General features: G+C 70.6%; 27 protein-coding genes, 1 pseudogene and 1 riboswitch. All 28 genes and pseudogenes read right to left on the bottom strand.

Translation table 11 applies throughout. The features are described from left to right. Positions 1-20 precede the first annotated feature (20 nt). Complete coding sequence (locus ACYVL2_RS09890) at positions 21-284, bottom strand: phosphoribosyl-ATP diphosphatase (protein WP_460542716.1); 264 nt, start codon at positions 282-284, stop codon at positions 21-23. 100 nt (positions 285-384) lie between these two features. Next, the gene (gene ribH, locus ACYVL2_RS09885; RefSeq protein ID WP_460542714.1) at positions 385-855 is read right to left on the bottom strand and encodes a 6,7-dimethyl-8-ribityllumazine synthase; all 471 of its coding nucleotides are present in this window, start codon (positions 853-855) and stop codon (positions 385-387) included. Between the two features lies 1 nt (position 856). After that, positions 857-2,119 carry a bifunctional 3,4-dihydroxy-2-butanone-4-phosphate synthase/GTP cyclohydrolase II gene (locus tag ACYVL2_RS09880; protein ID WP_460542712.1) on the bottom strand — a complete coding sequence of 421 codons (1,263 nt, stop codon included), beginning with the start codon at positions 2,117-2,119 and terminating at the stop codon, positions 857-859. Beyond that, entirely contained in the window at positions 2,116-2,706 is a 591-nt protein-coding gene (locus tag ACYVL2_RS09875) for a riboflavin synthase (protein WP_460542710.1), read from the bottom strand. The genes ACYVL2_RS09880 and ACYVL2_RS09875 overlap by 4 nt, the downstream gene beginning before the upstream one ends. Before the next feature lie 84 nt (positions 2,707-2,790). Further along, positions 2,791-2,932: riboswitch (FMN riboswitch) on the bottom strand. A 65-nt stretch (positions 2,933-2,997) separates the two neighbouring features. Beyond that, the gene (locus ACYVL2_RS09870) at positions 2,998-4,029 is read right to left on the bottom strand and encodes a GGDEF domain-containing response regulator (protein ID WP_460542708.1); all 1,032 of its coding nucleotides are present in this window, start codon (positions 4,027-4,029) and stop codon (positions 2,998-3,000) included. Between the two features lie 7 nt (positions 4,030-4,036). Then, positions 4,037-4,714 (bottom strand): ribulose-phosphate 3-epimerase, encoded by a 678-nt coding sequence (gene rpe, locus ACYVL2_RS09865; RefSeq protein WP_460542904.1) that lies wholly within the window; start codon positions 4,712-4,714, stop codon positions 4,037-4,039. A 151-nt stretch (positions 4,715-4,865) separates the two neighbouring features. Then, positions 4,866-5,579: an RNA-guided endonuclease InsQ/TnpB family protein gene (locus ACYVL2_RS09860; RefSeq protein WP_460542706.1), complete on the bottom strand. Its 714-nt coding sequence runs from the start codon at positions 5,577-5,579 to the stop codon at positions 4,866-4,868. Positions 5,580-5,959: 380 nt separating this feature from the next. Next, positions 5,960-6,028, bottom strand: a pseudogene (locus ACYVL2_RS09855) (helix-turn-helix domain-containing protein); the annotation flags it as partial. 133 nt (positions 6,029-6,161) lie between these two features. Next, positions 6,162-7,499: a glycoside hydrolase family 6 protein gene (locus tag ACYVL2_RS09850; RefSeq protein ID WP_460542704.1), complete on the bottom strand. Its 1,338-nt coding sequence runs from the start codon at positions 7,497-7,499 to the stop codon at positions 6,162-6,164. A gap of 123 nt (positions 7,500-7,622) precedes the next feature. Next, positions 7,623-8,927 carry an RsmB/NOP family class I SAM-dependent RNA methyltransferase gene (locus ACYVL2_RS09845; protein ID WP_460542702.1) on the bottom strand — a complete coding sequence of 435 codons (1,305 nt, stop codon included), beginning with the start codon at positions 8,925-8,927 and terminating at the stop codon, positions 7,623-7,625. Between the two features lie 73 nt (positions 8,928-9,000). Continuing rightward, complete coding sequence (fmt, locus tag ACYVL2_RS09840; RefSeq protein ID WP_460542700.1) at positions 9,001-9,924, bottom strand: methionyl-tRNA formyltransferase; 924 nt, start codon at positions 9,922-9,924, stop codon at positions 9,001-9,003. After that, positions 9,921-10,466 (bottom strand): peptide deformylase, encoded by a 546-nt coding sequence (def, locus tag ACYVL2_RS09835; protein WP_460542698.1) that lies wholly within the window; start codon positions 10,464-10,466, stop codon positions 9,921-9,923. Before def (ACYVL2_RS09835) ends, fmt begins: the two co-directional genes overlap by 4 nt. 20 nt (positions 10,467-10,486) lie before the next feature. After that, entirely contained in the window at positions 10,487-11,038 is a 552-nt protein-coding gene (gene def, locus ACYVL2_RS09830) for a peptide deformylase (RefSeq protein ID WP_460542696.1), read from the bottom strand. Between the two features lie 199 nt (positions 11,039-11,237). Continuing rightward, positions 11,238-11,933, bottom strand: a complete 696-nt coding sequence (locus tag ACYVL2_RS09825; RefSeq protein ID WP_460542694.1) for a hypothetical protein — start codon at positions 11,931-11,933, stop codon at positions 11,238-11,240. 1 nt (position 11,934) lies between these two features. Beyond that, entirely contained in the window at positions 11,935-12,693 is a 759-nt protein-coding gene (locus ACYVL2_RS09820; protein WP_460542692.1) for a hypothetical protein, read from the bottom strand. A gap of 1 nt (position 12,694) precedes the next feature. Next, positions 12,695-13,573: an ATP-binding cassette domain-containing protein gene (locus ACYVL2_RS09815; RefSeq protein WP_460542690.1), complete on the bottom strand. Its 879-nt coding sequence runs from the start codon at positions 13,571-13,573 to the stop codon at positions 12,695-12,697. Beyond that, entirely contained in the window at positions 13,570-13,935 is a 366-nt protein-coding gene (locus ACYVL2_RS09810; protein WP_460542688.1) for a GntR family transcriptional regulator, read from the bottom strand. Before ACYVL2_RS09810 ends, ACYVL2_RS09815 begins: the two co-directional genes overlap by 4 nt. A 124-nt stretch (positions 13,936-14,059) precedes the next feature. After that, positions 14,060-14,701 (bottom strand): transcriptional regulator, encoded by a 642-nt coding sequence (locus ACYVL2_RS09805; protein WP_460542686.1) that lies wholly within the window; start codon positions 14,699-14,701, stop codon positions 14,060-14,062. After that, positions 14,667-15,908: a sensor histidine kinase gene (locus tag ACYVL2_RS09800; protein ID WP_460542684.1), complete on the bottom strand. Its 1,242-nt coding sequence runs from the start codon at positions 15,906-15,908 to the stop codon at positions 14,667-14,669. Before ACYVL2_RS09800 ends, ACYVL2_RS09805 begins: the two co-directional genes overlap by 35 nt. A 129-nt stretch (positions 15,909-16,037) precedes the next feature. Further along, positions 16,038-16,511: a VOC family protein gene (locus ACYVL2_RS09795; protein WP_460542682.1), complete on the bottom strand. Its 474-nt coding sequence runs from the start codon at positions 16,509-16,511 to the stop codon at positions 16,038-16,040. 68 nt (positions 16,512-16,579) lie between these two features. Next, positions 16,580-17,335, bottom strand: coding sequence for a DUF72 domain-containing protein (locus ACYVL2_RS09790; protein ID WP_460542681.1), 756 nt, complete (start codon positions 17,333-17,335; stop codon positions 16,580-16,582). A 53-nt stretch (positions 17,336-17,388) separates the two neighbouring features. Further along, positions 17,389-19,311: a primosomal protein N' gene (locus ACYVL2_RS09785; RefSeq protein ID WP_460542679.1), complete on the bottom strand. Its 1,923-nt coding sequence runs from the start codon at positions 19,309-19,311 to the stop codon at positions 17,389-17,391. Positions 19,312-19,363: 52 nt separating this feature from the next. Beyond that, the gene (metK, locus tag ACYVL2_RS09780; protein ID WP_460542677.1) at positions 19,364-20,557 is read right to left on the bottom strand and encodes a methionine adenosyltransferase; all 1,194 of its coding nucleotides are present in this window, start codon (positions 20,555-20,557) and stop codon (positions 19,364-19,366) included. Positions 20,558-20,674: 117 nt separating this feature from the next. Further along, entirely contained in the window at positions 20,675-21,865 is a 1,191-nt protein-coding gene (gene coaBC / locus ACYVL2_RS09775) for a bifunctional phosphopantothenoylcysteine decarboxylase/phosphopantothenate synthase (protein ID WP_460542676.1), read from the bottom strand. A 22-nt stretch (positions 21,866-21,887) separates the two neighbouring features. Beyond that, entirely contained in the window at positions 21,888-22,160 is a 273-nt protein-coding gene (rpoZ, locus tag ACYVL2_RS09770) for a DNA-directed RNA polymerase subunit omega (RefSeq protein ID WP_460542674.1), read from the bottom strand. Positions 22,161-22,188: 28 nt separating this feature from the next. Next, on the bottom strand, positions 22,189-22,791 hold the full coding sequence (gene gmk, locus ACYVL2_RS09765; RefSeq protein ID WP_460542672.1) for a guanylate kinase: 603 nt from the start codon (positions 22,789-22,791) through the stop codon (positions 22,189-22,191). Positions 22,792-22,811: 20 nt separating this feature from the next. After that, positions 22,812-23,135, bottom strand: a complete 324-nt coding sequence (gene mihF / locus ACYVL2_RS09760; protein WP_460498040.1) for an integration host factor, actinobacterial type — start codon at positions 23,133-23,135, stop codon at positions 22,812-22,814. Between the two features lie 148 nt (positions 23,136-23,283). Continuing rightward, the gene (gene pyrF / locus ACYVL2_RS09755; RefSeq protein WP_460542670.1) at positions 23,284-24,201 is read right to left on the bottom strand and encodes a beta/alpha barrel domain-containing protein; all 918 of its coding nucleotides are present in this window, start codon (positions 24,199-24,201) and stop codon (positions 23,284-23,286) included. Between the last annotated feature and the right edge of the window lie 24 nt (positions 24,202-24,225).

The following is a 24,225-nucleotide window of genomic DNA, read 5'->3' as shown; positions in this document are numbered from 1 at the left end:
CGGGCCTTTCAGCGAGCGGACTAGAGGTGCTTGTAGACGTCGTCGAGGCTGATGCCGCGGGCGATCATCATGACCTGCAGGTGGTAGAGGAGCTGGGAGATCTCCTCCGCGGCGGCGTCGTCCGACTCGTACTCGGCGGCCATCCAGACCTCCGCGGCCTCCTCTACGATCTTCTTGCCGATGGCATGGACGCCGGCGTCGAGGGCGGCGACGGTGCCCGAGCCCTCGGGGCGGGTGAGGGCTTTCTCGGCGAGTTCGGCGTAGAGCTGCTCGAAGGTCTTCACAGCTGGTGATTCTACGTCGCCGCCGGGCCGGGCCCCGGTCGGCCGGAAACGGGGTGAGCGGGGCCCCTCGCCGCGCCGCGGCGAACCGCTGCGGTCGGTCTCAGTGCAGCGAGCGGATCGCCAGCGCGGCCCCGAGGGCGGCGACGACCGCCTCGTAGCCCTTGTCCTCGGTCGAGTCGGGGTAGCCGGCGCGGGCCACTGCCTGCTCGAGATCGTCGACGGTCAGGACCCCTTGGGCCACGGGCGTGGACTCGTCGAGCGCCACGCGGGTGAGCCCTTCGGTGACCGATTTGCAGACGTAATCGAAGTGCGCGGTGCCGCCGCGGATGACCACGCCGAGGGCTGCCACGGCGTCACAGCGCCTGGCGAGGGCCTGCGCGGCGACCGGCAGCTCGACGGCTCCGGCCACGCGCAGCACGACCGGTTCGGCGCATTCGGCGTCGGCGGCAGCGTCGCGGGCCCGCGACAGCATCTGGTCGACCAGTTCGGCGTTCCAGTCGGTCGCGACGATGCCGAGGGCCAGGCCGGCGGCGTCGGGGGCGTGGCTCGCCGGGGCTCCGTGTCCGGCCATGTCAGGCCGCCTCGGTCGCGGTCAGGGGGCCTACCGGGCTCGAGGGCACCGGCAGTCCGTCGAGCAGGTGCCCCATGCGGTCGCGCTTGGTCGTCAGGTAGGCGAGGTTGTCGGGCGTCACGTGGGCCGGCAGGGCGACCCGGTCGATGACCTCGAGTCCGTGGCCTTCGATGCCGACGCGCTTGTCGGGGTTGTTGGTCAGCAGCCGCATCGACTTGATGCCGAGGTCGGACAGGATCTGCGCGCCGATGGCCCAGTCTCGGGCGTCGGAGGGCAGGCCGAGTTCGAGGTTGGCGTCGACGGTGTCGCGTCCGGCGTCCTGGAGCTGGTATGCCTGGAGCTTGTGGACCAGGCCGATGCCGCGGCCTTCGTGGCCGCGCATGTAGAGCACCACGCCGCGGCCTTCGGCTTCGACCGCGCGCAGCGCGGCCTGGAGCTGGGGGCCGCAGTCGCAGCGCCGCGACCCGAACGCGTCGCCGGTGAGGCATTCGGAGTGGACGCGCACCAGCACGTCCAGTCCGTCGCCGATGTCGCCTTTGACGAGGGCGACGTGTTCGTGGCCGTCGTAGACGGCGCGGTAGCCGACGGCGGTGAACTCGCCGGCGTCGAGCGGGAGCCGGGCTTCGGCGAGGCGCTTGACGTGGACTTCGTTGCGCTGGCGCCAGGAGGCGAGGTCGGCGACGGTGATGAGTTTGAGGTCGTGTTCGTCGGCGAAGGCCCGCAGTTCGGGCAGCCGCATCATGGTGCCGTCGTCGTTCATCAGCTCGCTGATGGCTCCGGCCTGGGCTTTGCCGGCGAGGTAGGCGAGGTCGACGGCGGCCTCGGTGTGGCCGCGGCGGACCAGGACGCCGCCGTCGCGGGCGCGCAGCGGCACGACGTGCCCGGGCCGGGTGAGTTCTTGCGGTCCGGTGTCCGGGTCGGCCAGGAGCGTGATGGTGCGGGCGCGGTCGGCCGCGGAGATGCCGGTGGTGATGCCGTGGCGGGCGTCGACCGAGACGGCGAAGGCGGTGCCTTTGGAGTCCTGGTTGGTGTGGTGGGCCGGGGGCAGGTCGAGCCGGTCGGCGGTCGCCTCGGGGAGGGCCACGCAGATGTAGCCGCCGGTGTGGCGGATGGTGAACGCCAGCAGTTCCGGTGTGGCGTCTTCGGCGGCGAAGACGAGGTCGCCTTCGTTCTCGCGGTCGACGTCGTCGGCGACGACGACGGGCCTGCCGGCCGCGATGTCGGCGATGGCCGCTTCGACGCGGTCCAGTCGGATGTCGCTCATCGGCGGACTCCTTCGCTCTGCAGGAGCTTCTCGACGTGCTTGGCGATCACGTCGGTCTCGATGTGGACCGGGTCGCCGACCTGCTTGGTGCCGAGCACGGTCTCCTGGAGGGTGGTGGGGATGAGGCCGACGGTGAACTCGTCGCCGTCGACGGCCGCCACCGTCAGCGAGACGCCGTCGACGGTGATCGAGCCCTTCTCGGCGACGTATTTGGCCAGTCCGGGGGGCAGGCGGAAGGTCACTTCCTCCCATTCGGCGGCCGGTTCGCGTTTGACGAGTTCGCCGACGCCGTCGACGTGTCCCTGGACGAGGTGGCCGCCGAGGCGGGTGGTGAGGGTGGCGGCGCGTTCGAGGTTGACCTTGTCGCCGATCGCGAGGTCGCCGATGGCGGTGCGGCGGTAGGTCTCGGCCATGACGTCGACGGTGAAGACGTCGCCGTCGAGGACGGTGACGGTCAGGCACACGCCGTTGACGCTGATCGAGTCGCCGAATCGGGCGTCGGCGGTGACTCGAGGACCGCGGATGGACAGGCTCGCTTCACCCGTCCCTGTGACTTCGCCGAGTTCTTCGACGATTCCGGTGAACACGGAAATGACCCCTTACCTGCTGATCTGGCGCACGCAGGCGGGGTCGAGGATCGAACGCAGAGGGGCCGGTGCGGCCCTCCCACGACGCGTCTGCTCCCATCCGGACTTTGACCGTCGGTCCCGGATTCTCACCGGGTCAACCGTCCGCTGGCTGCGGACGGGTCGCGGACTTGCGGCCTTGGCCGCTCACCGCCGGTTCGGAATTTCACCGACCCCGCTGACGCGCGTTTGCTGTGTCGAATTCTGCCACGACCGGAGAGAGCCGTCTCTATTCCGTGAGAGTTCTCTCAGTCAGCGGTCGTCGGTCCAGAAGACGGGGCGCCGGTTGGCGCTGGGGGCTTTGCCGTCGGGGAAGGCGACGAAGGGGCCGGTGTGGGATTTGGCGACGCTTTTGAGGGCGGTGGCCTCGGCGACGGCCTCGTAGGCGTTGTTGAAGCGCCTGCGGGTCGAGAGGGCGACGCCTATGGAGAGTGTCGGCAGGTGGGAGCGGCCGAAGCGGCCGTTGCGGTCGCGGTGCTCGATGTAGCCGCGGTCGACGTCGAGCGGGTCGCACAGCTGCCGCACCCGCAGGGCGAAGTGCTCGTTGACGAACTCGGTGACCGGCCCGGCGTGTTCGGGCGTGCACAGGATGGTGAAGTCGTCGCCGCCGACGTGGCCGAGGAAGACCGGTGCGGCGCCGGCGTCGCCGGCGGCCTGGTAGACGCATTCGGCGAGTCCTTTGATGAACTCGTCGCCGCGCACGAAGCCGTAGACGTCGTTGACGGCTTTGAAGTGGTCGATGTCGATGTAGCACAGGGCGAACGGGTCGCCGCGTTTGATCCATGAGGACAGTTCGCGCAGGATCCGGTCGTTGCCGGGCATGCCGGTCAGCGGCGAGGACTCGCGGATCTCCCGGTGGCGGCGGATGGCCGCGCCGATGCGGGCGCACACCTCGGCCGGGTCGAAGGGCTTGGCGATGTAGTCGTCGGCCCCGGCCTTGAGCCCGGCGATCTTGTCGGCCGAGGTCGGCTGCGCGCACACGAGGATGATCGGCAGGCTCGCCGTGGCCGGGTCGGCCCGCAGCTGCCGGGTCAGGGCCAGGCCGTCGATGAACGGCAGGCCGGCCTCGAGCAGCACGATCCCCGGGCGCCGCAGCGCGATCCCCGCCAGGGCCTGGTAGCCGTCGCGGGCCAGCGCGGTGTCGAAGCCGTCGGCGCGCAGCCGCGCGGCGAGGAATTCGGCGACCTCGGGGTCGGAGTCGGCTATGAGGACGAGGTCTTTGGGGCTGCGGGCACCGGCACTGGCTCCGGTCGGGGCGGCGGGGGGCGAAGGGTGGGCGGGCATGGCGGCATCATCGTGCCTTGTCGGCGCGGGATCGTAGCCGGCGGCAGGCCTCGGCCGGGTCGTCGGCGCCGAAGACGGCGGTTCCGGCGACGAAGGCGTCGGCGCCTGCTTCGGCGGCGGCCTCGATGGTGTCCTCGCCGATGCCGCCGTCGACTTCGATGCGCAGTTCGAGGTGGCCGGTGCGGGCGTGGGCGCGGGCGGTGCGGACCTTGTCGAGCAGTTCGGGGATGAACTCCTGACCGCCGAAGCCGGCCTTGATGGTCATGATCAGGAGCGTGTCGAACTCGGGCAGGAGGTCGAGGTAGTCCTCGACGGGCGTGTCGCGGTCGATGGCCAGGCCGGCCTTGGCGCCGGCGGTGCGCAGGCGTTTGGCGAGGGTGACCGGGTCGGGGCTGGCTTCGGCGTGGAAGGTGACGTTGTGGGCGCCCAGTTCGGCGTAGCCGACGGCCCACCGTTCGGGGTCCTCGATCATCAGATGGCAGTCGAGGGGGACGTCGGTGGCGGCCTTGATCGATTTGACCACCGGCGGGCCGATGGTGAGGTTGGGAACGAAGTGGTTGTCCATGACGTCGACGTGGAGCCAGTCGACGTCGCCGGCGACCGAGGCGGCGGCCTCGGCGAGGCGGGCGAAGTCGGCCGCCAGCAAGCTCGGAGCGATTACGGTGTCGGCCTGTGCCGCTTCGATCTGTGCCACACGGACAGTTTGACATCCTCCACTCACCGAAGTGAGAGGATCCCCGGCTCGCGGCGCACTCGCACGCACCGACTACGGGCGGGTTCCTGCTTCAGCGGGCCGTGCCGGGTCTCCCCGGGCTTACCAGCCCTCCACAGGCGTTTCAGCTCTCCGCATGCCCTGCGGCGAGCGTCGCAAGGCGCTGACCCTCACGGCGGATATTGATCTCGGCGTTAGCATTACGGTCGTGGTGCGCTCCACACTCGCACGACCAGGCCCGGAATTTCAGGTCTGCCAGGCCCCGCGGGCCGGTCAACGCCCCGCATGCCGAACACAACCGCGTGGACGGGAAGAACCGGTCGACCTTCGCGAAGGCCCCACCGGCCCGCGCCGCCTTTGACTCGAGCCGAGCCAGGAACATCCCGAACGCGGCATCGCGCATTGACTTCCCCGCTCGGCCCCGACCGAGCCCCGCGAGATGCAAGTCCTCCACATAGATACCTTGGTTTTCGGCGACGATGCGGTGTACCTGCTTGTCCAGCCAGTCAGCACGGGCGTGCTTGACCTTCTCATGGATTCGAGCCACGTTGAGCCGGGCTTTCTCCCGGTTCGCGCTCCCTGGCCGCTTGCGTGAAAGCGCCCGCTGTGCCTTCTTCAGCTTCCGCTCCAGGCGACGGAAGAATTTCGGATTCTCGATCACCTTTCCTCCGCGCAATACCGCGAAGGCCTTGAGACCGAGATCGATTCCGGTCTCCGCTTCGGCGTCGGCCAACGGCTCGAGAAGATCTGATCCATCGTCGACAGCCACCACGAAGCTCGCATAATACTTTCCGGTCGGCGCTTTGATGATCGTGACCGAGCTCGGATCCGAGGGCAATTCACGGCTCCAAGCGACCTCAACCCGCCGACCTTAGGCAACCGCAACCGGCCGTTGACCGACACTGCGAATCCGGCGTTGCGGGTGAAGCGGATCGACTGTGCACCAGCCCGGCGTTTGAACTTCGGCGGGCCCACCCTGGGACCGGACCGCTGCCCTTTGAGGGAGGCGAAGAAGTTTCGGTAAGCGCGGTCTGCATCGGCCAAAGCCTGCTGGAGTACCACCGCCGATACCTCACCGAGCCAAGCTCGCTCAGCAGTCTTCTTTGCCTCGGTGATGAGCTGTTTCGACAAGGCTGCCGCAGTTGGATACGGCAGACCCATGGCATGCGCGTGCTTCCTCACGGCGACAGCGTCGTTGAAGACCACCCGAGCGCACCCGAACGCCCTAGCCAGCGCTTGACGCTGCGGCCTCGTCGGGTAGATCCGGAATCGGTACCGCAGATGCACCGCATAACCGTAGGCACGAGGTACGACACTTTCACGTGCCGCAGCCGCCGGGCTCTCGATCGCGCTTCTCGGGATCGAGAGCCCGGTGACTTTGCCAGCACAAGGCAGGAGCGCCAGTGCAGTTATTCCATGGTTATGCGCTGCACTCGACGGCCGGAATGTCGCTCGAGCCGCTTCCGATGAAGCCGAAGGCGTTTCGGGTCTGTCCGGAGTTGATCGAGCCGTTCCAGCCGACGTCCGAGGCGGTCACGGACTGCCCGCTCTGCGAGATGTCGACGTTCCAGGAGCTGCTGATCGACTGGTTGCCCGGCCAGGACCAGTTGAGCGTCCAGCCGTTGAGCGACTGCGATCCGGCGGTGACGTGCACGTCGGCCTGCCAGCCCGAGCCCCAGTCGTTGACGATGACGATCTCGGCGCTGCAGTCGCCCGAGGGCGGCTGGGTCGGGTCGTCGGGTTCGGTGGTGGGGTCGTCCGGCTCGGTCGTCGGGTCGTCGGGTTCGGTGGTCGGGTCGTCGGGCTGGTCGTCGCCCCAGTTCGGTCCGGCGGCCTCGGCCAGCTGGTAGGCCAGGTCGGGGATGAACTGGCCGGCGCTGCCGGCGCAGCCGTCGGCCTCGCCGGGGAGCTTGACCCACAGCAGTGCGTCGATGCCGCTCAGACCGGGGCTGGTGGTCGGGTATTGGCCGATCGCGCGTCCGGGCGGGTCGCACCATTCGGCGTCGGCGGTGGGGCCGTTGCCGTTGCGGCTGGTGTCGATCACCGCGCCCTTGTCGGAGCCGACGATGTTCTGGATCTGGTGGGCGTAGGAGGTGGACTCTTCAGTGGTCCGGTAGTTCGACGTGTTCAGCGCGAAGCCGTCCGCGTACTGGATCCCCGCTCCTTGCAGGCGGCTGGCCGCCTCGGACGGGCTCAGCCAGTCGGAGTTGCCGATGTCGAGGTAGACGCGGGCCTGCGACGAGGCGGCCTTGAGCCTCTGAACCGCGTAGATCAGCGACTGGTCGCGTTCACTGCCCGCGCACGGGTGCGGGAGCGTGTCCGGTTCGAGGATGATGTAGGCCGGGCCGGACAGGCCGGCTGCGAACTGGTCGATCCAGTCGCGGTAGGCGCTGTGGCTGGGGGCGCCGCCGCTGGAGTGGCCGCCGCAGTCGCGGTCGGGGATGTTGTAGACGACCATGACGGGCGCCTGCCCGCCGGACTGGTTGACGACGGAGGCGACCTGGTTCTGGATCGTGCTCGGGTTGTGCTGGGCGAACCAGGTGCCGGCGGGCGTCTGCGCGATCCGCTCGTCGATCAGGTCGGCCCGCCAGTCGTTCGGGTTGTCGGCGACCCAGTCGGCGGCCTGGGTGTTGGGGTTGGTCCACAGGGATTCGCCCTGCGCCGAGGCGGTCGGGGCCAGTAGGAGCGCGGTGGCGGCGGCGACTGTGGCCGCCCCCGCCGCCGCGGCGAGCGCGGTGAGTCTCCTTCTTCGGTTCATGGACTGCTCCTTCGTGGTCGACTCCACCGGCGAACGGTGAAATTCATGACTATCGATGTTTCGATGGTAGCGCTACCACTTGGAGCTGTCGAGAGGGGGTGTCGAATTCATTCGATTCGGCGCTCAGTCCCGGCGCCGCAGCAGCGCCAGGAACATCGCGTCGGTCCCGTGCCGGTGCGGCCACAGCTGCGTGAACTCGTCCCGGCCCGAATCCGGGACCACTTGTCGCGCAACGACATCGACGCCGCGCACCGAGCGGGCGACGTCGACGGTCTCGGCCGTGACCGGCGAGCAGGTCACGTAGGCGACCACGCCGCCGGGCCGGAGGAGCCGGACCGCGGACTCCAGCAGCCGGCGCTGCAGGAGCGCAAGATCGTCGACATCGGACGGCCGCTTGCGCCAGCGCGCCTCCGGGCGGCGGCGCAGCGCGCCGAGCCCTGAGCAGGGGGCGTCCACCAGGACGCGGTCGGCGGAGGCGGGCTCGCCGAAGTCGCGACCGTCTCCGGTGTGGACGGTCACTGGCAGGCCCTTGGTGGCCTTGACCACCAGTTCGGCGCGATGCGGGGCGATCTCCACCGCGTCGACCGAGGCGCCGCGCTGTGCGGCGAGCGACCCGAGCAGAGCGGTCTTGCCGCCGGGGCCGGCGCACAGGTCGACCCAGGCGGTGTCACGGCCATCGATGGGAGCGTTTGCAAGCGCGGTGGCCACGAGCTGGCTGCCCTCGTCCTGGACACCGGCGCGGCCGGTGGCCACGGCCTTGAACCGGCCGGGCTCGCCGCCGGAGAGGTACACCGAGTACGGCGACCAGCGGCCGGGCTCACCGCCGGTCTTGGCGACCAGGTCGTCGCGGTCGATGCGGCCGGGGCGGGCGCACAGGTGGACCGGCGGGGCGAGGTTGTCGGCCTCCAGAGCCCGCTGCAGCTCCTGCGACCCGAGGATCGCGTCGAGCTCCTCGACGATCCACCTCGGATGGGCGTACCGGAGCGCGAGGTCGTCGATCCGGTCGCCGGTGGCCAGCACCTGGAGCCAGCCGTCGAGGTCGCGGGCGGCGACCTTGCGCATGACGGCGTTGGCCAGCCCCGACACGCGCGGGCCGACGGCGGCCTTGACGAGGATCACGGTGGTCGAGACGGCCGCGTGCGTCGGGATGCGGGTGTACAGCAGCTGGTAGGCGCCCAGGCAGAGGGCGTCGATCAGGTCGGTCTGGAGCGTGTCGAGGCCGCGGCCGGCGGCGGCCTCCACGATCCGCTCCAGGGTGCCGAGCGTCCGCAGGGTCCCGTAGGTCAGTTCCGTGGCCAGAGCGGCGTCGCGGCCGTCCAGGCCGGTGCCCGAGATCAGCCGCGGCAGGACCAGGTTGGCGTAGGCGTCCTCGGCGCTGACGGCTCGAATGGCCTCGAAGGCGACATGGCGCGGGTTCGAACGGGTCATGCGGGGCCGGGCCCTTCCGGTTCGGAGGAGGGCATCGTCGGCGATGCCGGTGGGCGGGGCGACCGGTGAGGGCTCATGCGAATCGCGGTTTCGCGCTCTGCAGGCCCCGGCCCCAGGCGGCGGCGTCCATGCGCCGCTTTCCAGGTGGCTGGACCTCGCCGAGCCGGACCGGGTCGGTGGCGGTGCCGACGTGGACGCTGCGTTTGCCGACCGCCGCCTCGCCCGGCGCCAGATCGGGGCCGTCGGGGTCGACGCTCACCGGCCCCAGGCGCAGCCGGGCTCCTTCGAACTCGGTCCAGGCCCCGGGGGCGGGGGTGACGGCGCGGATGCGCCGGTCGACCGCGAAGGCCGGATCGCTCCAGCGGACGCGCGCGTCCTCGACGGTGATCTTGGGGGCGAAGGAGACCCCGTCTTCGAGCTGCGGCTCGGCCTGGAGCACGCCGCCGTCCAGACCGTCGACGACGTCGGCCATCAGCCGCGCCCCGGCTCCGGCGAGGCGATCCAGGAGGTCGCCGGCGGTGTCGTCCTCCCCGATCGGTTCGGTCAGGCGCCCATAGATCGGTCCGGTGTCCAGGCCCGCTTCGAGCTGGAAGACGCACGCGCCGGTCATCTGGTCGCCCGCGAGGATCGCGTGCTGCACCGGCGCGGCGCCCCGCCAGGCCGGCAGCAGGGAGAAGTGCAGGTTGATCCAGCCCAGGCGCGGGATCTCCAGTGCCTCCGGCGGCACCAGGGCGCCGTAGGCGACCACGGGCACCAGGTCGACCTCCAGCGCCCGCAGGCGCTCCAGGAACTCCGGTTCGCGCGGCCGCTGCGGAGTGAGGACCTCGAGGCCGCGCTCGTCGGCCCAGGCGGCCACCGGGGAGCGCGAGACCTTGCGGCCGCGGCCGACGCGGGCGTCCGGACGGGTCAGGACGGCGACCAGCTCGTGGTCGGAGTCGTGCAGGGCCTCCAAGGTCGGCAGCGCGACCTCGGGGGTTCCGGCGAACACAATCCTCATTGCTTGAAGAACACACCCTTGCTCTTGACGCTGGTCCGCTCGGCGGTGTACCAGTCCTGCCGTTCGAGGTCGGCGAGCATCTCGGCGCGCCGGTCGGGGTCGAGCCGGTCGATGAACAGCCGCCCGTCCAAGTGGTCGGTCTCATGCTGCAGGCACCGGGCCATGAAACCCTCGCCGTGGACCTCGACCGGCTCGCCGCGCACATCGACGCCGCGGCAGACGGCCCGCTGCCGCCGCACGGTCACGTAGTGCATGCCGCCCGGCAGCGACAGGCAGCCTTCGAGCTCGTCGTCCTGGGTCCGGTCGTCGGGCAGGCCGAGCACCGGGTTGACCACATGGCCGCGGCGGCCGTCGACGTCGTAGACGAACACGCGCAGGCCCACCCCGATCTGCGGGGCCGCCAGTCCGGCGCCCCGCTGGTCGTCGAGGGTGTCGTGGAGGTCGTCCACGAGGCGGCGCAGGTCGTCGTCGAACTCGGTGATCTCGGCGGCGGCGGTGCGCAGCACCGGGTCGCCGTACAGGCGCACTGGCTGGATGGACAAGCTCTGGCTCACTTCCCGGTTCAGGACTTGAAGAAGACGCCCTTGTTGTCGTGGGGCGAGACTTTCACCCTGACGTCGTCGTTATACCAGTCCTGCGCCTGGATCTCGGCCATCGCGGCCTTGCGGCGCTCGGGGTCGAGCCGGTCGATGAACACGATCCCGTCCAGATGGTCGGTCTCGTGCTGGAGGCAGCGGGCCATCAGGCCGGTGCCGACGATCTGGAGGGGATCGCCGTACTCGTTGAAGCCCTTGGCGATCACGTTCTGGCGCCGCACGGTGTCGAAGTAGAGGCCCGGCAACGACAGGCAGCCCTCGGGCCCGTCCTGCTCCTCCTCGTCGGGGAACTCCAGGACCGGGTTGACGATGTGCCCGACCACGTCGTCGACGTCGAAGGCGAACACGCGCCTGCTCACTCCCAGCTGCGGAGCGGCGAGCCCGGCGCCGCCCTGGTCGCGCATGGTGTCCAGCAGATCGGACACGAGCTTCCGCAGTTCCTTGTCAAAGGTGTCGACTTCCTCGGCGGCCGTGCGCAGGACGGGGTCGCCGTAGATGCGGATGGGCTGGATCGTCAATGTGCTGACCTCTCGAAGCTTGAACTGGCCGTTCTCCAGTGTCCCACTCCCCGGCCCGAACGCGAGAGGGGTCGGTGCAGGATGTGGCGCGCGGCCCCGGGCCGGTCGCCAGAAGGAGGGCCGCGACCGCGCTGGCCGCCGCGCAGGCGATCAGCACGGTCACGACGACCGGCACCTCGGCTCCCAGCAGCACCACCGTTCAGGCCCCCTTCGGGCGGATGGGCACCGACCGCAGCGAGAGCATGTAGGTGGCGACGAGGACGCCGATGAGGGCGATCGCTCCGGCGGCCCAGGTGGCGAAGGCCCACTCCGTGACGCTGAGGCTGAACCGGAAGAACTCCACGCTGAGCGCCCCGGTGTAGATGGCGCCCGCGACCACCAGCAGGACCATGGCGAGCATCCCGCTCTGGCCGATGCGCACCGACAGGGCCCCGATGGCCAGGCCTCCGAAGATGTAGATCGGGGCGACCAGCAGATAGCGCGCCGCCGAGCCGAGCGTGGCCTGCCAGGTGCGGAACGGTTCGGCCAGCAGCTCGAGCATCGCGTGCTCGGCGAGGAAGCCGAGGATCGCGACCGCGGCCGTGGCCGCGCTCGTCAGGGCGCCGAAGACCGCCAGGGCCGCGATGTACTCGCGTCGGGTCAGACCGCGGGCGATGTGGACCGGCAGCTGCGTGAACAGCAGCAGTCCCGCGATGACCGCCGGGAACCACTGGATGATCGACACGGTGACGCCCCAGAGGCCGAAGTCGACCTCGGGCCGGACCCGGGCGAGGACCGCGTCGGAGACGAACGAGGCGACGATGATGCCGATCGCCCAGTACCGCAGCCGCGACACCAGTGCGAAGAACAGGCGCACGCCGAGCCGGTGGCGCCGCCGCGTGAGAGCGGACTCCATGTCAGGCCTCCTTTCCGCGGATCGGGGTGCCGAGCAGGATGCCGCGGGCGATCCAGGCGCCGACGGCGATGACCGCCACCGCGATCGCCACGGCCGGCCAGGTCGCGATGCCGTCGGTGAGCCTGGTGACCACCCGCAGCAGCCAGGCGGGCCCGGCGGCGTCGGTGCTGGACAGGGCGTCGTCGACGGCCAGGGCGATCGGGATGGCCGGGGCCAGGGTGAGCCAGCCGGCGTCGGAGCGGTAGATGGCGGCGCCGACCAGGGCGCCTCCGGTGAAGTAGACGGCGTACGACAGCGGGTAGGTCGCGCTGAAGTTCAGGACGTCGCCGACCGAGGCGAGCACCACGTCGCTCTGGTCGCCTTGGAGGGCCTGCGGCCATGCGAACAGGCCGTAGACGGCGTGCTCGGCGAGGAGGAAGCCCGTCGCGATCACGCCGAGCGAAGCCGACCACAGCAGGCCGAACAACCCCATCGAGGTGGCGAACTCGCGGCGGGTCAGGCCGTTGGCGACCGTGATCGGCAGCAGCGTGAACAGGAAGCCGCCGGCGATGATGGCGGTGAAGACCTTCCCGACGTTGGCCACGATGTACCACGCCGATATCTCGATCGAGCGGAACTGCGAGATGACGATCGGGGCCAGCAGGGCGAGCACGACGGCGGCGATGATCCAGCCGGCGAAGTACTTGAGCGACTCGGCCCAGATCGCCCCGCCCAGGTGGTAGCGGCGGTTCGACAGCGACAGCTTCTTGGTAGGGGGCATGTCAGGCTCCCTTGCGGTTCGGGTCCGTGAGATGGATGAAGAGGTCCTGCAGGCCGACGGGCCCGACTTCGACGCCGGCGGCCGCGGCGCGCTCGCGGGACCGGGCGTCCAGGGCGCCGGCGACGGTGGCGGACTTGGTGCCGCCGAGCCGCTGCTCCGCCAGGACCTCCAGCCCGGCGGTGACCTCGTCGACCGCCGCGGCCGGGCCGGTGAGCGTGGCGCCCATGCCTTGGAAGGCCTCGATGTCGTCGTGGCGCAGGATGCGTCCTCTGTCGACGATGACGACCTCTTCGAGGTAGTTGGCGACCTCGTCGATCAGGTGGGTCGAGAGGATGACGGTGTGCGGGCGGTCCATGTACTCGGCGAGGAGCTCCTTGTAGAAGGCGTCGCGCGTGGGCGCGTCCATGCCGAGGTGGACCTCGTCGTAGATGGCCAGCTCGGCGCGCGAGGCGAGGCCGCAGATGGCGGCCAGGACCGAGCGCTTGCCTCGGGAGAGCTCGCGGACCTTCGGTTCGAGCGGCAGTTCGAACCGCTCGGCGAGCTTGAAGGCGTACTCGGCGTCGAAGTCCGGCCGGATCTCGCCGGTCTCGATGGAGGACTTGACCGTGTCGGCGTCGTCGAAGTCGCCGCCTTCGCGGATGAGCGAGACGCGGGAGACGACCTCGATGTTCTCCCAGACGGGGCGGCCGTCGACGCGGACGCTGCCGCCGGTGGGCTTGCGGAAGGCCGCGAGGAGGCTGAGCAGGCTGGTCTTGCCGGCGCCGTTGCGGCCGAGAAGGCCGTAGATCTTGCCGGCCTCGAGTTCGAGGCTGATGTCGGAGAGGGCTTCGGTGTCGCCGTATTTCAGCGTCACGTCCCGCAGGCTGACGGAGAAGCTCATTTGAGGGCGCCTTCCTGGGTCTTGAGGTAGTCGATGATGTCGGACAGCGGGATGCCGGCCTGTCTGGCCTCACGCACGAGGGGTTTCAGCACGTCGTCGAAGAAGCGGGCGCGGAACTCGGCGACCAGCTTCTCCCGGGCGTCCTCGGCGACGAACATGCCGACGCCGCGCTGCTTGTAGAGGACGCCTTCGTCGACCAGCTCTCGGAACGCCTTCTGCGCGGTGGCGGGGTTGATCTGGTAGAACGCCGCGTACTGGTTCGTCGACATGACCTTCCCTCCCGGTTCGAGTGATCCGTTGAGGATCTCGGCCTTGATCTGGTCGGCGATCTGCCGATAGATCGGTGATCCGTCATCGAACATCTCGCCTCCTTTTCGTTCACGGTCCCGTGAGCGTCGCCGTGAGTCGGTTCATTGGTTCAGAGGTCCATTACTTGACTAATGAACCATAGCACGATGGGCGCCGGCGGCGTCAACCCAGGAACCCTCAGACCAGGCCGGCCTCATAGGCCGCTATGACCGCCTGCGTGCGATCCCGCACGCCCAGTTTGGTGTAAACGCTGCTCAGGTGCGACTTCACCGTCTCGCGGCCCAGATAGAGCCGCTCGGCGATCTCCGTGTTCGACAGCCCTCCGGCGGCCAGGACCAGCACCTCACGCTCGCGGCCGCTCAAATCCTCGACGCCTCTCGGCGGCCTGCCGGTGCGACCGGAGGCGGCGAGCCGCCGGATCGCCTCGGGGAACAGCAGCGCGTCCGTGCGAGCCACCAGGCGGACCGCGGCCAGCAGGTCTTCCACGCGAGTCCGCTTCAACAGGAACCCGTCGGCCCCGGCGCGCAGGGCCTGCCACACGTAGTCGTCGTTGTCGAAGGTCGTCACCACCAGGATCTTCGGCGGACGCTCCATGGCGGACGCGATCCGCTCAGTGGCCTCGATGCCGTCCACTCCCGGCATGCGCACGTCCATCAGCAGCACATCGGCCCTGCCGGAGCGGGCGATGTTCACCGCGTCGACCCCGTCGGCGCCCTGGGCGACGACCTCCAGATCGGGTTCGGCGCCGATGACCGCGGCGAAGCCCGAGCGGATCAACTCCTCGTCATCGATCAACGCTATGCGCAGCGGCGCTGTCATCGGCGGCCTTTCCAGTCGGATCCTCGATCGGGATGGAGGCTCGCACGATCCAACGCCCGGCCTCGCAGCGGGTCTCGAGAACGCCGCCGAGCACCGCGGCACGCTCGGCCATGCCGATCAGACCACGGCCGCCCCGAGCCTTCGCCGGCCGCGCCGAAGGGCTGTCGACGACGATGCGGACCTCGTCCGCGCCGACGTCCACTTCGACCGACGCGATCGGCGCATCGGCGTGGCGCAGCACATTGGTCAACGCCTCCTGCACGATCCGGTAGGCCTCGCGCGAGGCCAGACCGCCGACGGCGCCGCGGTCGCCCGAGACCCGCAAGCCCACCTCGACCCCGCAGTCGGCGGCGAGATCCTCCAGATCGGTCAAGTCCGGCTGCGGAGCCCTCGGCCCGTCGCGGTCCTCCCGCAACGCCCCGATGACGGTGTCGAGCTCGGCCAGCGCGCCCCGGGCGGTCGCCCCCACCGCCGCCATCGCCTTCGCCGCGAAGTCCGGATCGGAGGCCACGAGCCGAGCCGCCGCGTCCGCCTGCACCACCACCACCGACAGCGCATGGCCCACCGAGTCGTGCAGCTCGCGCGCGATCCGGTTGCGGGCGGCGAGGCGGGCCGTCTCGGCCCGTGCACCCGCCAACCGGTCGGCGGCGCCGGGCCCCAGCAGGCGCGGCGCCAGCCGCCGCATCCCCCCGACCGAACCGGCGACCGCCCAAACGAGCAACACCAGCGTCAACGGCCCCAGCAGCAGCCCCAGCCGGGACGGCAGCGCCGCCGGCAGCAGCTCGACGGGCCCGTCGGCGGCCAGGCCCGCATAGACCAGGTAGAGCGCGTACGGCACCATCGCGAGCGTCAGACCCGACATCACGGCCCCGACCGCGGCGTGCAGCGTGAACCAGCAGCCGGTGCGCCAGCGCGAGTTCCACGAACCGTCGTCTTCCGGCGACGCGAAATGCGCACCGAGCAGCCGCCTGGCGGCCGTCCGCTCGACCTCGCGGTCCGGCAGCAGCAGCGACGAGGCCGCCACCAGCGGCAGCACCGACAGGAACACCAGCGGATGCGTCACCCCGACGAGCACCGAGTCAGGCTCGAGCCAGTCGTAGAACAGGGCGCCGACCATCATGTACGGCATCATGAGCGCCCCGCCGAGGATCAGCCAGATCCAGCCTCGGTAGGTGGCCCGGGACCGGAGGGGGGCGAGCAGGCGCATGGCGCCATTGTGCCAGCGCCCGCGCTCCCGCCACCGCGGCGACCTGTTCGTGACCATGCGGCCAGTCTCACCGCAGCGGCGCCCGCCGCCCTCCCTCCGGAGGGCGTCCGGTCTCCCCCGCGCGGGGGATCATCGGCGCTCGTAGGCCTCGCGCATGGCCTGGACGTCGATCTTCTTCATGCCGTACATGGCCTCGGTCGCGCGAGCGACCGCCTCGGGCTCGCCTTTGAGGAGCTCTTCGGCCTCGACCGGCCAGATCTGCCAGTTGACGCCCCACTTGTCGGCGATCCAACCGCACTGGATCTCGCTGCCGCCGCCGTCGAGGATGCCCTGCCACAGGCGGTCGACCTCCGCCTGGTCCTCGCAGTTGACCAGGAGCGACATCGCGTGGGTGTGCTGGAACTCGCCGCCGCCGTTGATGCCGGTGAAGCGCTGGCCGGCGAGTTCGAACTCGACGACCATCGTGGAACCGGGCTCGCCGGGTCCGGCCTCCGAATACGGCTGGGTGGCGGTGATCTTGGCATCTTTGAACAGGGAGCAGTAGAACTCGGCCGCCTGTTCGGCCTCGGTGTCGTACCAGATGTTCGTGACGATCTTCTGCATTGCCTCGCCTCTCTGCGCGGACCGGATACTCCGATTGCATCAGTTGAGACGAGGCGGCGCGGCCGAAATCATCGGTCCGCGCCCGGGACTTCGCGGTCGCGGCGGCGCATCAGGTCGGCGAAGCGGAAGGCGTTGCGGACGGCGGCGCCGCCGGGGTCGTTGTTGAAGTAGACGTGGACGTCGTCGTGCGGCCCCCAGGTGTCGGCGAGGCGGTCGCACCAGGTGCTCAGGGCCCGGTCGCCGTATTCGGGAGGCGGGCTCGCGGTGCCTTCGTGGAGCCGGAGGTAGCCCCAGGAGGCGGTGCGCCACGGCGGCGTGAGGGAGCGGCTGCGCGAGTCGGCCCAGCACAGGGCCGCGTCGCGCTCCTCCAGCACGGTGCGGGTCTCGTCGGTCCACCAGGACTCGTGTCGCGGCTCGACGGCGGTGCGGACGCCGGCGGGGAAACGGTCGAGGCAGGCGGCCAGCAGTTCCGGGTCGGCGCGCAGATGCGAGGGCAGCTGCAGCAGTACCGGCCCGAGCCGGTCGGCGAGCCCGCCGACGGCGTTCATGAGCCGCTCGACCGGTTCGGCGGGGTCGCGGAGGCGCTTGAAGTGGGTGAGGAAGCGGCTGGCCTTGACGGCCATGGTGAACCGGTCCGGCAGCTGCGACCGCCAGGACTCGAAGGTCTCGCGGCCGGCGAGCCGGTAGAAGGTGCCGTTGTTCTCCACGGTGGCGAAATGCTCGGCGTAGTGCTCCAGCCAGCGGCGCTGGGCGAGCCGCTCGGGGTAGAGAACGCCCCGCCAGTCCCGGTACTGCCAGCCCGAGGTCCCGACCAGAATCGGCATCGTGACGGGGTATCCGGTCCGGACCGGTTCCATTCGCGCCGTGCCGGGGCGGTTCAGGCTATCTCGCGCGGGTCGATCTGGACGCGCACCGGTTCGGCCTTGTTGCCGGCCCTGGCGGCGCCCGCGCTCGCCAGCGCGGCGGCGAGTGCCGCGCCGTTCCGGCGGCGCACCCGCAGCAGGAGCCGCTCGGTGTCCTGGTCGACCGGGATCGGCCCGATCGCCTCGGTGCCGAGTCCGGCCGGGAGGTCGGCCGCCAGTTTCTCGGGCTCGCCGTTCGGTCCGGTGAGCGCGGCCATCTTCATCGCCGGCGGGAACCCGAGTTCGGACCGTTCTTCGAGCTCGCGTCCGGCGAACCAGGCGGGGTCCCATCGCAGGAGCGCCTGGACCACGGCCAGTCCCCCGTCGGCGACGACCACGGCGGTGCCGTCGGACCGGGCGAGGGCGACCGCGTTCATCCACCGGCGCAGCGCCTCTTCGGAGGCGGTCAGGTCGGCGCGGGTGAGCATCGCCCAGGTGTCGAGCAGCAGCACCGCTCCGTAGCCGTCGGGAGCGGGCGGTTCGACGCCGGGGGTCGCGACCACGACCGCGGCGCCGTCGGGGGCGGTCTCGAGCCGGTTCGGCCCGGTCGACTCGACGACGTCGGCGTCGGGGAAGGCCTGGGCGAGTTCTTCGGCGGTCCGCTCGGCGCCGATGACGCGGGCGCGGAACCGCGCCGAGCCGCATTCGCGGCAGCGGTGGTCGCCGATGGTCCTGCCGCACCAGCCGCACACCGGGGCGCTCCTGGCGCCGGTCAGCCGCAACGGGCCCGAGCAGTGGGGGCAGACCGCGCGGGTGCGGCAGCGCTGGCAGGAGACGGCGGGCACGTAGCCGCGTCTGGGGACTTGGACCAGGACCGGCCGGTCGCGGTCGAGGGAGGCTTTGGCGGCCCGCCAGGCGACCGTCGGGAGCCGGGCGGTGCCGCCCGAGGGGTCTTTGGCCATGTCGGTTTCGTCGCCGACGGGGACGATGCGCGGGGCCGAGGCCCGGATCGTGTCGCGGGCGGCGGTGATCGAGACGGCCCACGCGGTGTCGACCAGGAGTTGGGCCTGCGGTGTGCGGGCGTGGCCGGCGACGAGGCAGGCGGCGTCGGCGAGTTCGGCGCGGGTCAGCAGGGTCTCCCGGGCGTGGGGGTAGGGCGCGTGCCGGTCCACGTGGGAGGCGTCGCCGTCGTCCCAGATGGCGACGAGGCCGAGATCGGGCACGGGGGCGAAGGCGGCCGCGCGGGTGCCGGCGACCACGCGGACCGTTCCTCGGGCCGCTTGGAGGAAGCCGCGGTAGCGCTTGGTGGGGCCGAGCTGGGCCGACAGGGTGACGTGCCGGTCGGGGCCGAGGACGGCGCGCAGGGCGGTGTCGAGGCGGTCGAGGTCGGCCTGGTCGGGCACGACCAGGACCGCGCCTCTGCCGTCGGCGGCGGTGGCCGCGGCGGCTTCGGCGAGGCGGGTGGGCCAGTCTTCGCCGGGCAGGGCGTTCCATACCGCCTTCGGTGCTTTGGCGGCGCGCAGCGCGCGAAGGAATGCCTCGCCTGCGATATATCTATTCCAGTGAGTGTCCGAGGGCGGCTCGATCGGGAGCGACTCCCCCGCCGGCTCGTCTTCGACGCGTTTGCGCCGCTCGGGCACCGCCAGCCGCAGGACGTCGGCGAGGGTTCCGGCGTAGCGGTCGGCCACGGCCCTGGCCAGGCGGGCGACCTCGCCGGTGAGGACCGGTTCGGGGGACACCAGGTCGGAGATCCACAGCAGCTTGCCTTGGAAGTCGCTCGAGTCCTTGAGCTCGATGACGTAGCCGCCGAGCTTGCGCCGTCCGAAGCGGACGCGCACGCGGCAGCCGGGCCGGACGAGGCCGACCATGTCGTCGGGGACGCGGTAGTCGAACAGCCGGTCCAGCTGCGGCAGCGGCTGGTCGACGCAGACCGCCGCGATCGCTCCGGACTCGGTCATGGACCAGTTCTACCAGGTGTCGGTGATGTTTCCGGGCGCGCCCGAGCGCCGGTCAGTCCACCGCTTCCTTGAGTGCGGCGGCGCGGCCGGTGGACTCCCAGGTGAACTCCGGCAGTTCGCGTCCGAAGTGGCCGTAGGCGGCGGTCTTGGAGTAGATCGGGCGGATCAGGTTCAGGTCGCGGATGATCGCCGCCGGGCGCAGGTCGAAGACCTCTCTGACGGCCCGCTCGATGCGCGCCGGTTCGACGGTCTCGGTGCCCTGCGCGTCGACCGCGACGCTCACGGGCTTGGCCTTGCCGATCGCGTACGCCACCTGGACTTCGCAGCGCTCGGCCAGGCCGGCGGCCACGACGTTCTTGGCGACCCAGCGGGCCGCGTAGGTCGCCGAGCGGTCGACCTTCGAGGGGTCCTTGCCGCTGAAGGCGCCGCCGCCGTGGCGGGCGTAGCCGCCGTAGGTGTCCACGATGATCTTGCGGCCGGTCAGGCCCGCGTCACCCATCGGACCGCCGATCTCGAAGCGGCCGGTGGGGTTGACCAGGAGGTCGTAGTCGCTGATGTCGAGGTCCAGTCCGGACACGACCGGCTGGATCACGTGCTCGGCGATGTCGGGGGCCAGCAGCGAGTCGAGCGAGATGTCGGGTGCGTGCTGGCTGGAGACGACCACGGTGCCGAGGCGGACCGGCTTCTGGCCCTCGTACTCGATCGTCACCTGGGTCTTGCCGTCGGGGCGCAGGTAGGGAACGGTGCCGTCCTTGCGGACCTCGGTCAGCCGCTGCGACAGCCGGTGCGCCAAGGCGATCGGCAGCGGCATCAGCTCGGGGGTATCACGGCAGGCGAAGCCGAACATGAGGCCCTGGTCGCCGGCGCCCTGGATGTCGAGCTCGTCGAGCTCGGTGCCGTCCACACGAGACTCCCATGCCTTGTCGACGCCCTGGGCGATATCGGGGCTCTGCCCGCCGATCGAGACGTTCACGCCGCACGAGGCGCCGTCGAAGCCCTTTTTGGACGAGTCGTAGCCGATGCCGAGGATCGTGTCGCGCACGATGCGCGGGATGTCGGCGTACGCCGCGGTGGTCACCTCGCCCGCCACGTGCACCTGGCCGGTCGTGATGAGCGTCTCGACCGCCACCCGGCTCCGAGGGTCCTCCGCCAGCAGGGCGTCCAGGATCCCGTCGGAGATCTGGTCGGCGATCTTGTCCGGGTGGCCCTCGGTGACCGACTCGGAGGTGAACAGGCGTCGTGCCACGGCACTCCTCAACACACGTCTACGCCGCTGGGCGGCGCGCTTCATTTGACTTCGCAGCTCACAAGTCTATTCGCTGACGATCATCCCACCAAGTCGGCGCGCTGCGCCCGGGCGGCCTCAGGCGCGTCCACCAGCCGGGAGCCGCGCGGCGACCGCGTCCCAGATGGCGTGGGCGACGGACTCCTTGCCGGCGTTCACGAGCGCGTCGACCTCGCCGCTCTCGTCGAACAGGGTGACTGAATTCTCAGCCGAGCCGAACACGGCGCCGCCGGAGACGTCGTTGAGCACCACCAGATCGGCGCCCTTGGCCTTTCGCTTGGCCTGCGCGTGTTCGGGTCCGTCGTCGGTCTCGGCCGCGAAGACCACCAGGACCTGTCCCGAGCGCTTGCCGCGGCCGACTTCGGCGGCGATGTCCTGGGTCGAGGTCAGCGCCAGGTCGAGATCGCCTTTGCGTTTGAGCTTGCCGGTGGCGGCGTGCTTCGGGCGGAAGTCGGCCGGCGCGGCGGCCAGCACCGCGGCGTCTGCCTCGGCGGCGGCCTCGACGGTGGCCTCGAACAGGTCGGCGGTGGTGTCGACTCGCCGGATGTCGACTCCGGCCGGCAGGGCCGTGTCGACGTGCGCGGCGACGAGCGTGACCGCCGCTCCCCGGGACGCCGCGGCGGCGGCGAGCGCGATCCCCTGGCGGCCCGAGGAGTGGTTCCCGATGAAGCGCACCGGGTCGATCGGTTCGCGGGTGCCGCCGGCGGTCACGAGCACGCGGCGGCCGGCCAGGTCGCGGGCCGGAGAAGTGAGGAAGCCCTTGAGCAGGGCGAACAGGGATTCGGGTTCGGGCAGGCGCCCGGGGCCCGAGTCGGCGCCGGTGAGGCGCCCGGAGTCGGGTTCGACGACGTGGACGCCGCGTTCGCGGAGAGTGGCGACGTTGGCGCGGGTGGCCGGATGCTGCCACATCTCGGTGTGCATAGCCGGCGCGAAGACCGTCGGGCACGTCGCCGTCAGCAGCGTCGAGGTCAGCAGGTCGTCGGCGCGGCCGGCGGCGGCCCGGGCGAGCAGGTCGGCGGTGGCGGGCACGACGGCGACCAGGTCGGCCTCGCGGCCCAGGCGGACGTGCCTGACCTCGGAGACCTCCGAGAAGACGCCGGAAGCCACCGGGCGGCCCGACAGGGCCTCCCAGGTGGCTTCTCCGACGAACTCGAGCGCCGCCTCGGTGGGGACGACGGTCACGTCGTGACCGGCCTCTTTCAAGAGTCTGAGCAGCGTCGCCGCCTTGTAGGCGGCGATGCCGCCGGAGACGCCGAGGACGATGTTCATTGCAGGCGGTCCGACCCCGGCGCTAAGCCTCGGGGTCGTCGAAGGCCTTCGTCTCGAGCAGTCCCTTGTCGAGTTCGCGCAGGGCGATCGACAGGGGCTTCTCCTCGGGCGTGGTCTCCACCAGCGGGCCGACGTACTCCAGCAGGCCTTCGCCGAGCTGGGAGTAGTAGGCGTTGATCTGACGGGCGCGCTTGGCCGCGTAGATCACCAGCTGATACTTCGACTGGCTCTTCTCGAGCAGGTCGTCGATCGGCGGGTTGGTGATACCGACGGGTTCGGCTACAGTCCCTGGCACGTTGATTCCTTCGTGTGCGACGTGGTGGTCAGCGGGCTCCGGATTTCGCGAAAGCCGGAGAACCGAGCAATGCTACCAGTTCGGCGGCGGCCTGCTCGATCGACACGTTCGTGATCGTGTGATCGAACTCGGTCTCCGCCGCGAGTTCTTCGCGGGCCGCGGTGAGGCGCCGGTCGATGGTGGACTGGTCTTCGGTGCCGCGACCGGTGAGGCGGCGGACCAGTTCGTCCCAGGTCGGGGGGGCCAGGAACACCAGTTGCGCGTCCGGCATGGAGCGGCGCACCTGGCGGGCGCCCTGCAGTTCGATCTCCAGCAGTGCCGGGAGGCCGGCCCGCAGTTGGTGCTCGACGGGTCCGCGGGGGGTTCCGTAGAGGTTCCCCGCGTAGGAGGCCCATTCGAGGAACTCCCCCGCGGCGATCATCGACTCGAACTGGTCGGTCGACACGAAGTGGTAGTCGGCGCCGTCGACCTCACCAGGACGCGGCTTGCGGGTCGTGCAGCTCACGGACAGCCAGACCCACGGGTAGTACTCCTGGATGAGGGCCTTCACGCTGCCCTTGCCCACTCCGGACGGACCGGAGAGGACGGTCAGGCGCTGGGCCGGTGCGGCGTGCAGCCTATCGATGCTCACTCGACTACTACTACCCGATGTCAGGCCTGGTCGCCCTTGAATTCATCCAGGAGCGCGGCGCGCTGGTGCTCGCCCAGACCGCGCAGACGGCGGGAGTCGGCGATCTTGAGCTTCTCCATGATCTGCAGCGCGCGCTTGTCGCCGATGCCCGGGAGCGCCTTGAGGACGGCCGAGACCTTCATCTTCCCGGAGATGTCGTCGGTCGCGGCCGACTTGAGGACCTCTTCGAGGGTGATCTCGCCCGACTTGAGCTTTTCCTTGAGCTCGGCGCGAGCCTTGCGGGCGGCGGCGGCCTTTTCGAGGGCTGCGGCGCGCTGTTCCGGTGTGAGTTTAGGGAGCGGCACGGGGTCTCCTTGCAGTCGATGGTTACGTCCCTCTGGACCTTCACGTGCGGGTATCGCCAAAGCATACCCAGCTCGGGAAAGGTAACCCCACCTCCCGACACGTCTGCGACCGGGGGTAGGGCATTCGGGGCCCGAGCGGGGCGGACGGTCACTCGCCGGTCGCGGCGCGACACTCCTCTTGCAAGGCGTCGATCGCGACGCGAATGCTCGCCGCAGCCGGTCCCGGCTGTGCGATTTGTCGTGAATAGCTCGGGATCGCGAAGTTTGCAGCCGGCCCCAGGACGCGCTGCAGGTCACTCAGCCTGCCGCCTTGGGCGCCCATCCCCGGCACCAGGATGGGCCCGTTGAGCTCGCTGAGATCGTGAGCGGTGTCACGTTGCTGGACCGTCGTGTGGGTGATTCCGTAAGTCGACTCACGCAACCGGGCCTCGCCCTCGGAGGCGCAGGCGCCGACGGTGGCGCCCATGACCACGCCCAGGGAGCCCATCGGCTCGGCGTCGCCGTTGAGGGCGGCCACCTCGTCGATGACGCCCTGCGCGACCGTCCTGCCGTCCCGGCGGCGGGCGAGCTGGATCTGCTTGCCCTCGGGGTTGGAGGTGCGGGCGAGCACGAACACGCCCTTGCCGTGGGCGGCGGCCAGGTCGAACGCCGGCTGCAGCGAGCCGGTGCCGAGATACGGGCTGGCGGTGACGGCGTCGACGGCCAACGGCGAGGCCGGGTCGAGGTAGGCCTGGGCGTAGGCGGCCATGGTCGAGCCGATGTCGCCGCGCTTGACGTCGAGGATCACCAGGGCCCCGGCCTTGCGGCAGTCGGCGATGACCCGCTCGAGCAGCGCGATCCCGCCGGACCCGAAGCGCTCGAAGAACGCCGACTGGGGTTTGACGAAGCCGACCCGGTCGGCGCACGCCTCGACCATGGTCAGGGCGAAGCGCTCGGCCCCTGGCAGGTCGTCGTCGAGGCCCCAGTACTGCAGCACGGCGCCGTGGGGGTCGATTCCGGCGCAGAGCGGTCCGCGCGTGGCGAACAGGTGGTGGGCGCGTGAGCCGAAATCCTTCTTTGCGGACACGGTGGTTTCCTCTCGGGAGCGGTT

The organism is Glycomyces halotolerans, assembly GCF_054779575.1.
This window is presented reverse-complemented; position numbering and strand designations above follow the sequence as displayed.

Excerpts from the sequence above, each read along its gene's own strand:
- ACYVL2_RS09785 (WP_460542679.1), bottom strand. The coding sequence starts at position 19,311 with ATGACCGAGTCCGGAGCGATCGCGGCGGTCTGCGTCGACCAGCCGCTG.
- ACYVL2_RS09790 (WP_460542681.1), bottom strand. The coding sequence starts at position 17,335 with ATGCCGATTCTGGTCGGGACCTCGGGCTGGCAGTACCGGGACTGGCGG.
- fmt (WP_460542700.1), bottom strand. The coding sequence starts at position 9,924 with ATGAGGATTGTGTTCGCCGGAACCCCCGAGGTCGCGCTGCCGACCTTG.
- ACYVL2_RS09880 (WP_460542712.1), bottom strand. The coding sequence starts at position 2,119 with ATGAGCGACATCCGACTGGACCGCGTCGAAGCGGCCATCGCCGACATC.
- coaBC (WP_460542676.1), bottom strand. The coding sequence starts at position 21,865 with ATGAACATCGTCCTCGGCGTCTCCGGCGGCATCGCCGCCTACAAGGCG.
- ACYVL2_RS09845 (WP_460542702.1), bottom strand. The coding sequence starts at position 8,927 with ATGACCCGTTCGAACCCGCGCCATGTCGCCTTCGAGGCCATTCGAGCC.
- ACYVL2_RS09810 (WP_460542688.1), bottom strand. The coding sequence starts at position 13,935 with ATGTTCGATGACGGATCACCGATCTATCGGCAGATCGCCGACCAGATC.
- ribH (WP_460542714.1), bottom strand. The coding sequence starts at position 855 with ATGGCCGGACACGGAGCCCCGGCGAGCCACGCCCCCGACGCCGCCGGC.
- ACYVL2_RS09805 (WP_460542686.1), bottom strand. The coding sequence starts at position 14,701 with ATGACAGCGCCGCTGCGCATAGCGTTGATCGATGACGAGGAGTTGATC.
- ACYVL2_RS09795 (WP_460542682.1), bottom strand. The coding sequence starts at position 16,511 with ATGCAGAAGATCGTCACGAACATCTGGTACGACACCGAGGCCGAACAG.
- ACYVL2_RS09820 (WP_460542692.1), bottom strand. The coding sequence starts at position 12,693 with ATGCCCCCTACCAAGAAGCTGTCGCTGTCGAACCGCCGCTACCACCTG.
- ACYVL2_RS09850 (WP_460542704.1), bottom strand. The coding sequence starts at position 7,499 with ATGAACCGAAGAAGGAGACTCACCGCGCTCGCCGCGGCGGCGGGGGCG.
- ACYVL2_RS09825 (WP_460542694.1), bottom strand. The coding sequence starts at position 11,933 with ATGGAGTCCGCTCTCACGCGGCGGCGCCACCGGCTCGGCGTGCGCCTG.
- ACYVL2_RS09870 (WP_460542708.1), bottom strand. The coding sequence starts at position 4,029 with ATGCCCGCCCACCCTTCGCCCCCCGCCGCCCCGACCGGAGCCAGTGCC.
- ACYVL2_RS09800 (WP_460542684.1), bottom strand. The coding sequence starts at position 15,908 with ATGCGCCTGCTCGCCCCCCTCCGGTCCCGGGCCACCTACCGAGGCTGG.
- ACYVL2_RS09815 (WP_460542690.1), bottom strand. The coding sequence starts at position 13,573 with ATGAGCTTCTCCGTCAGCCTGCGGGACGTGACGCTGAAATACGGCGAC.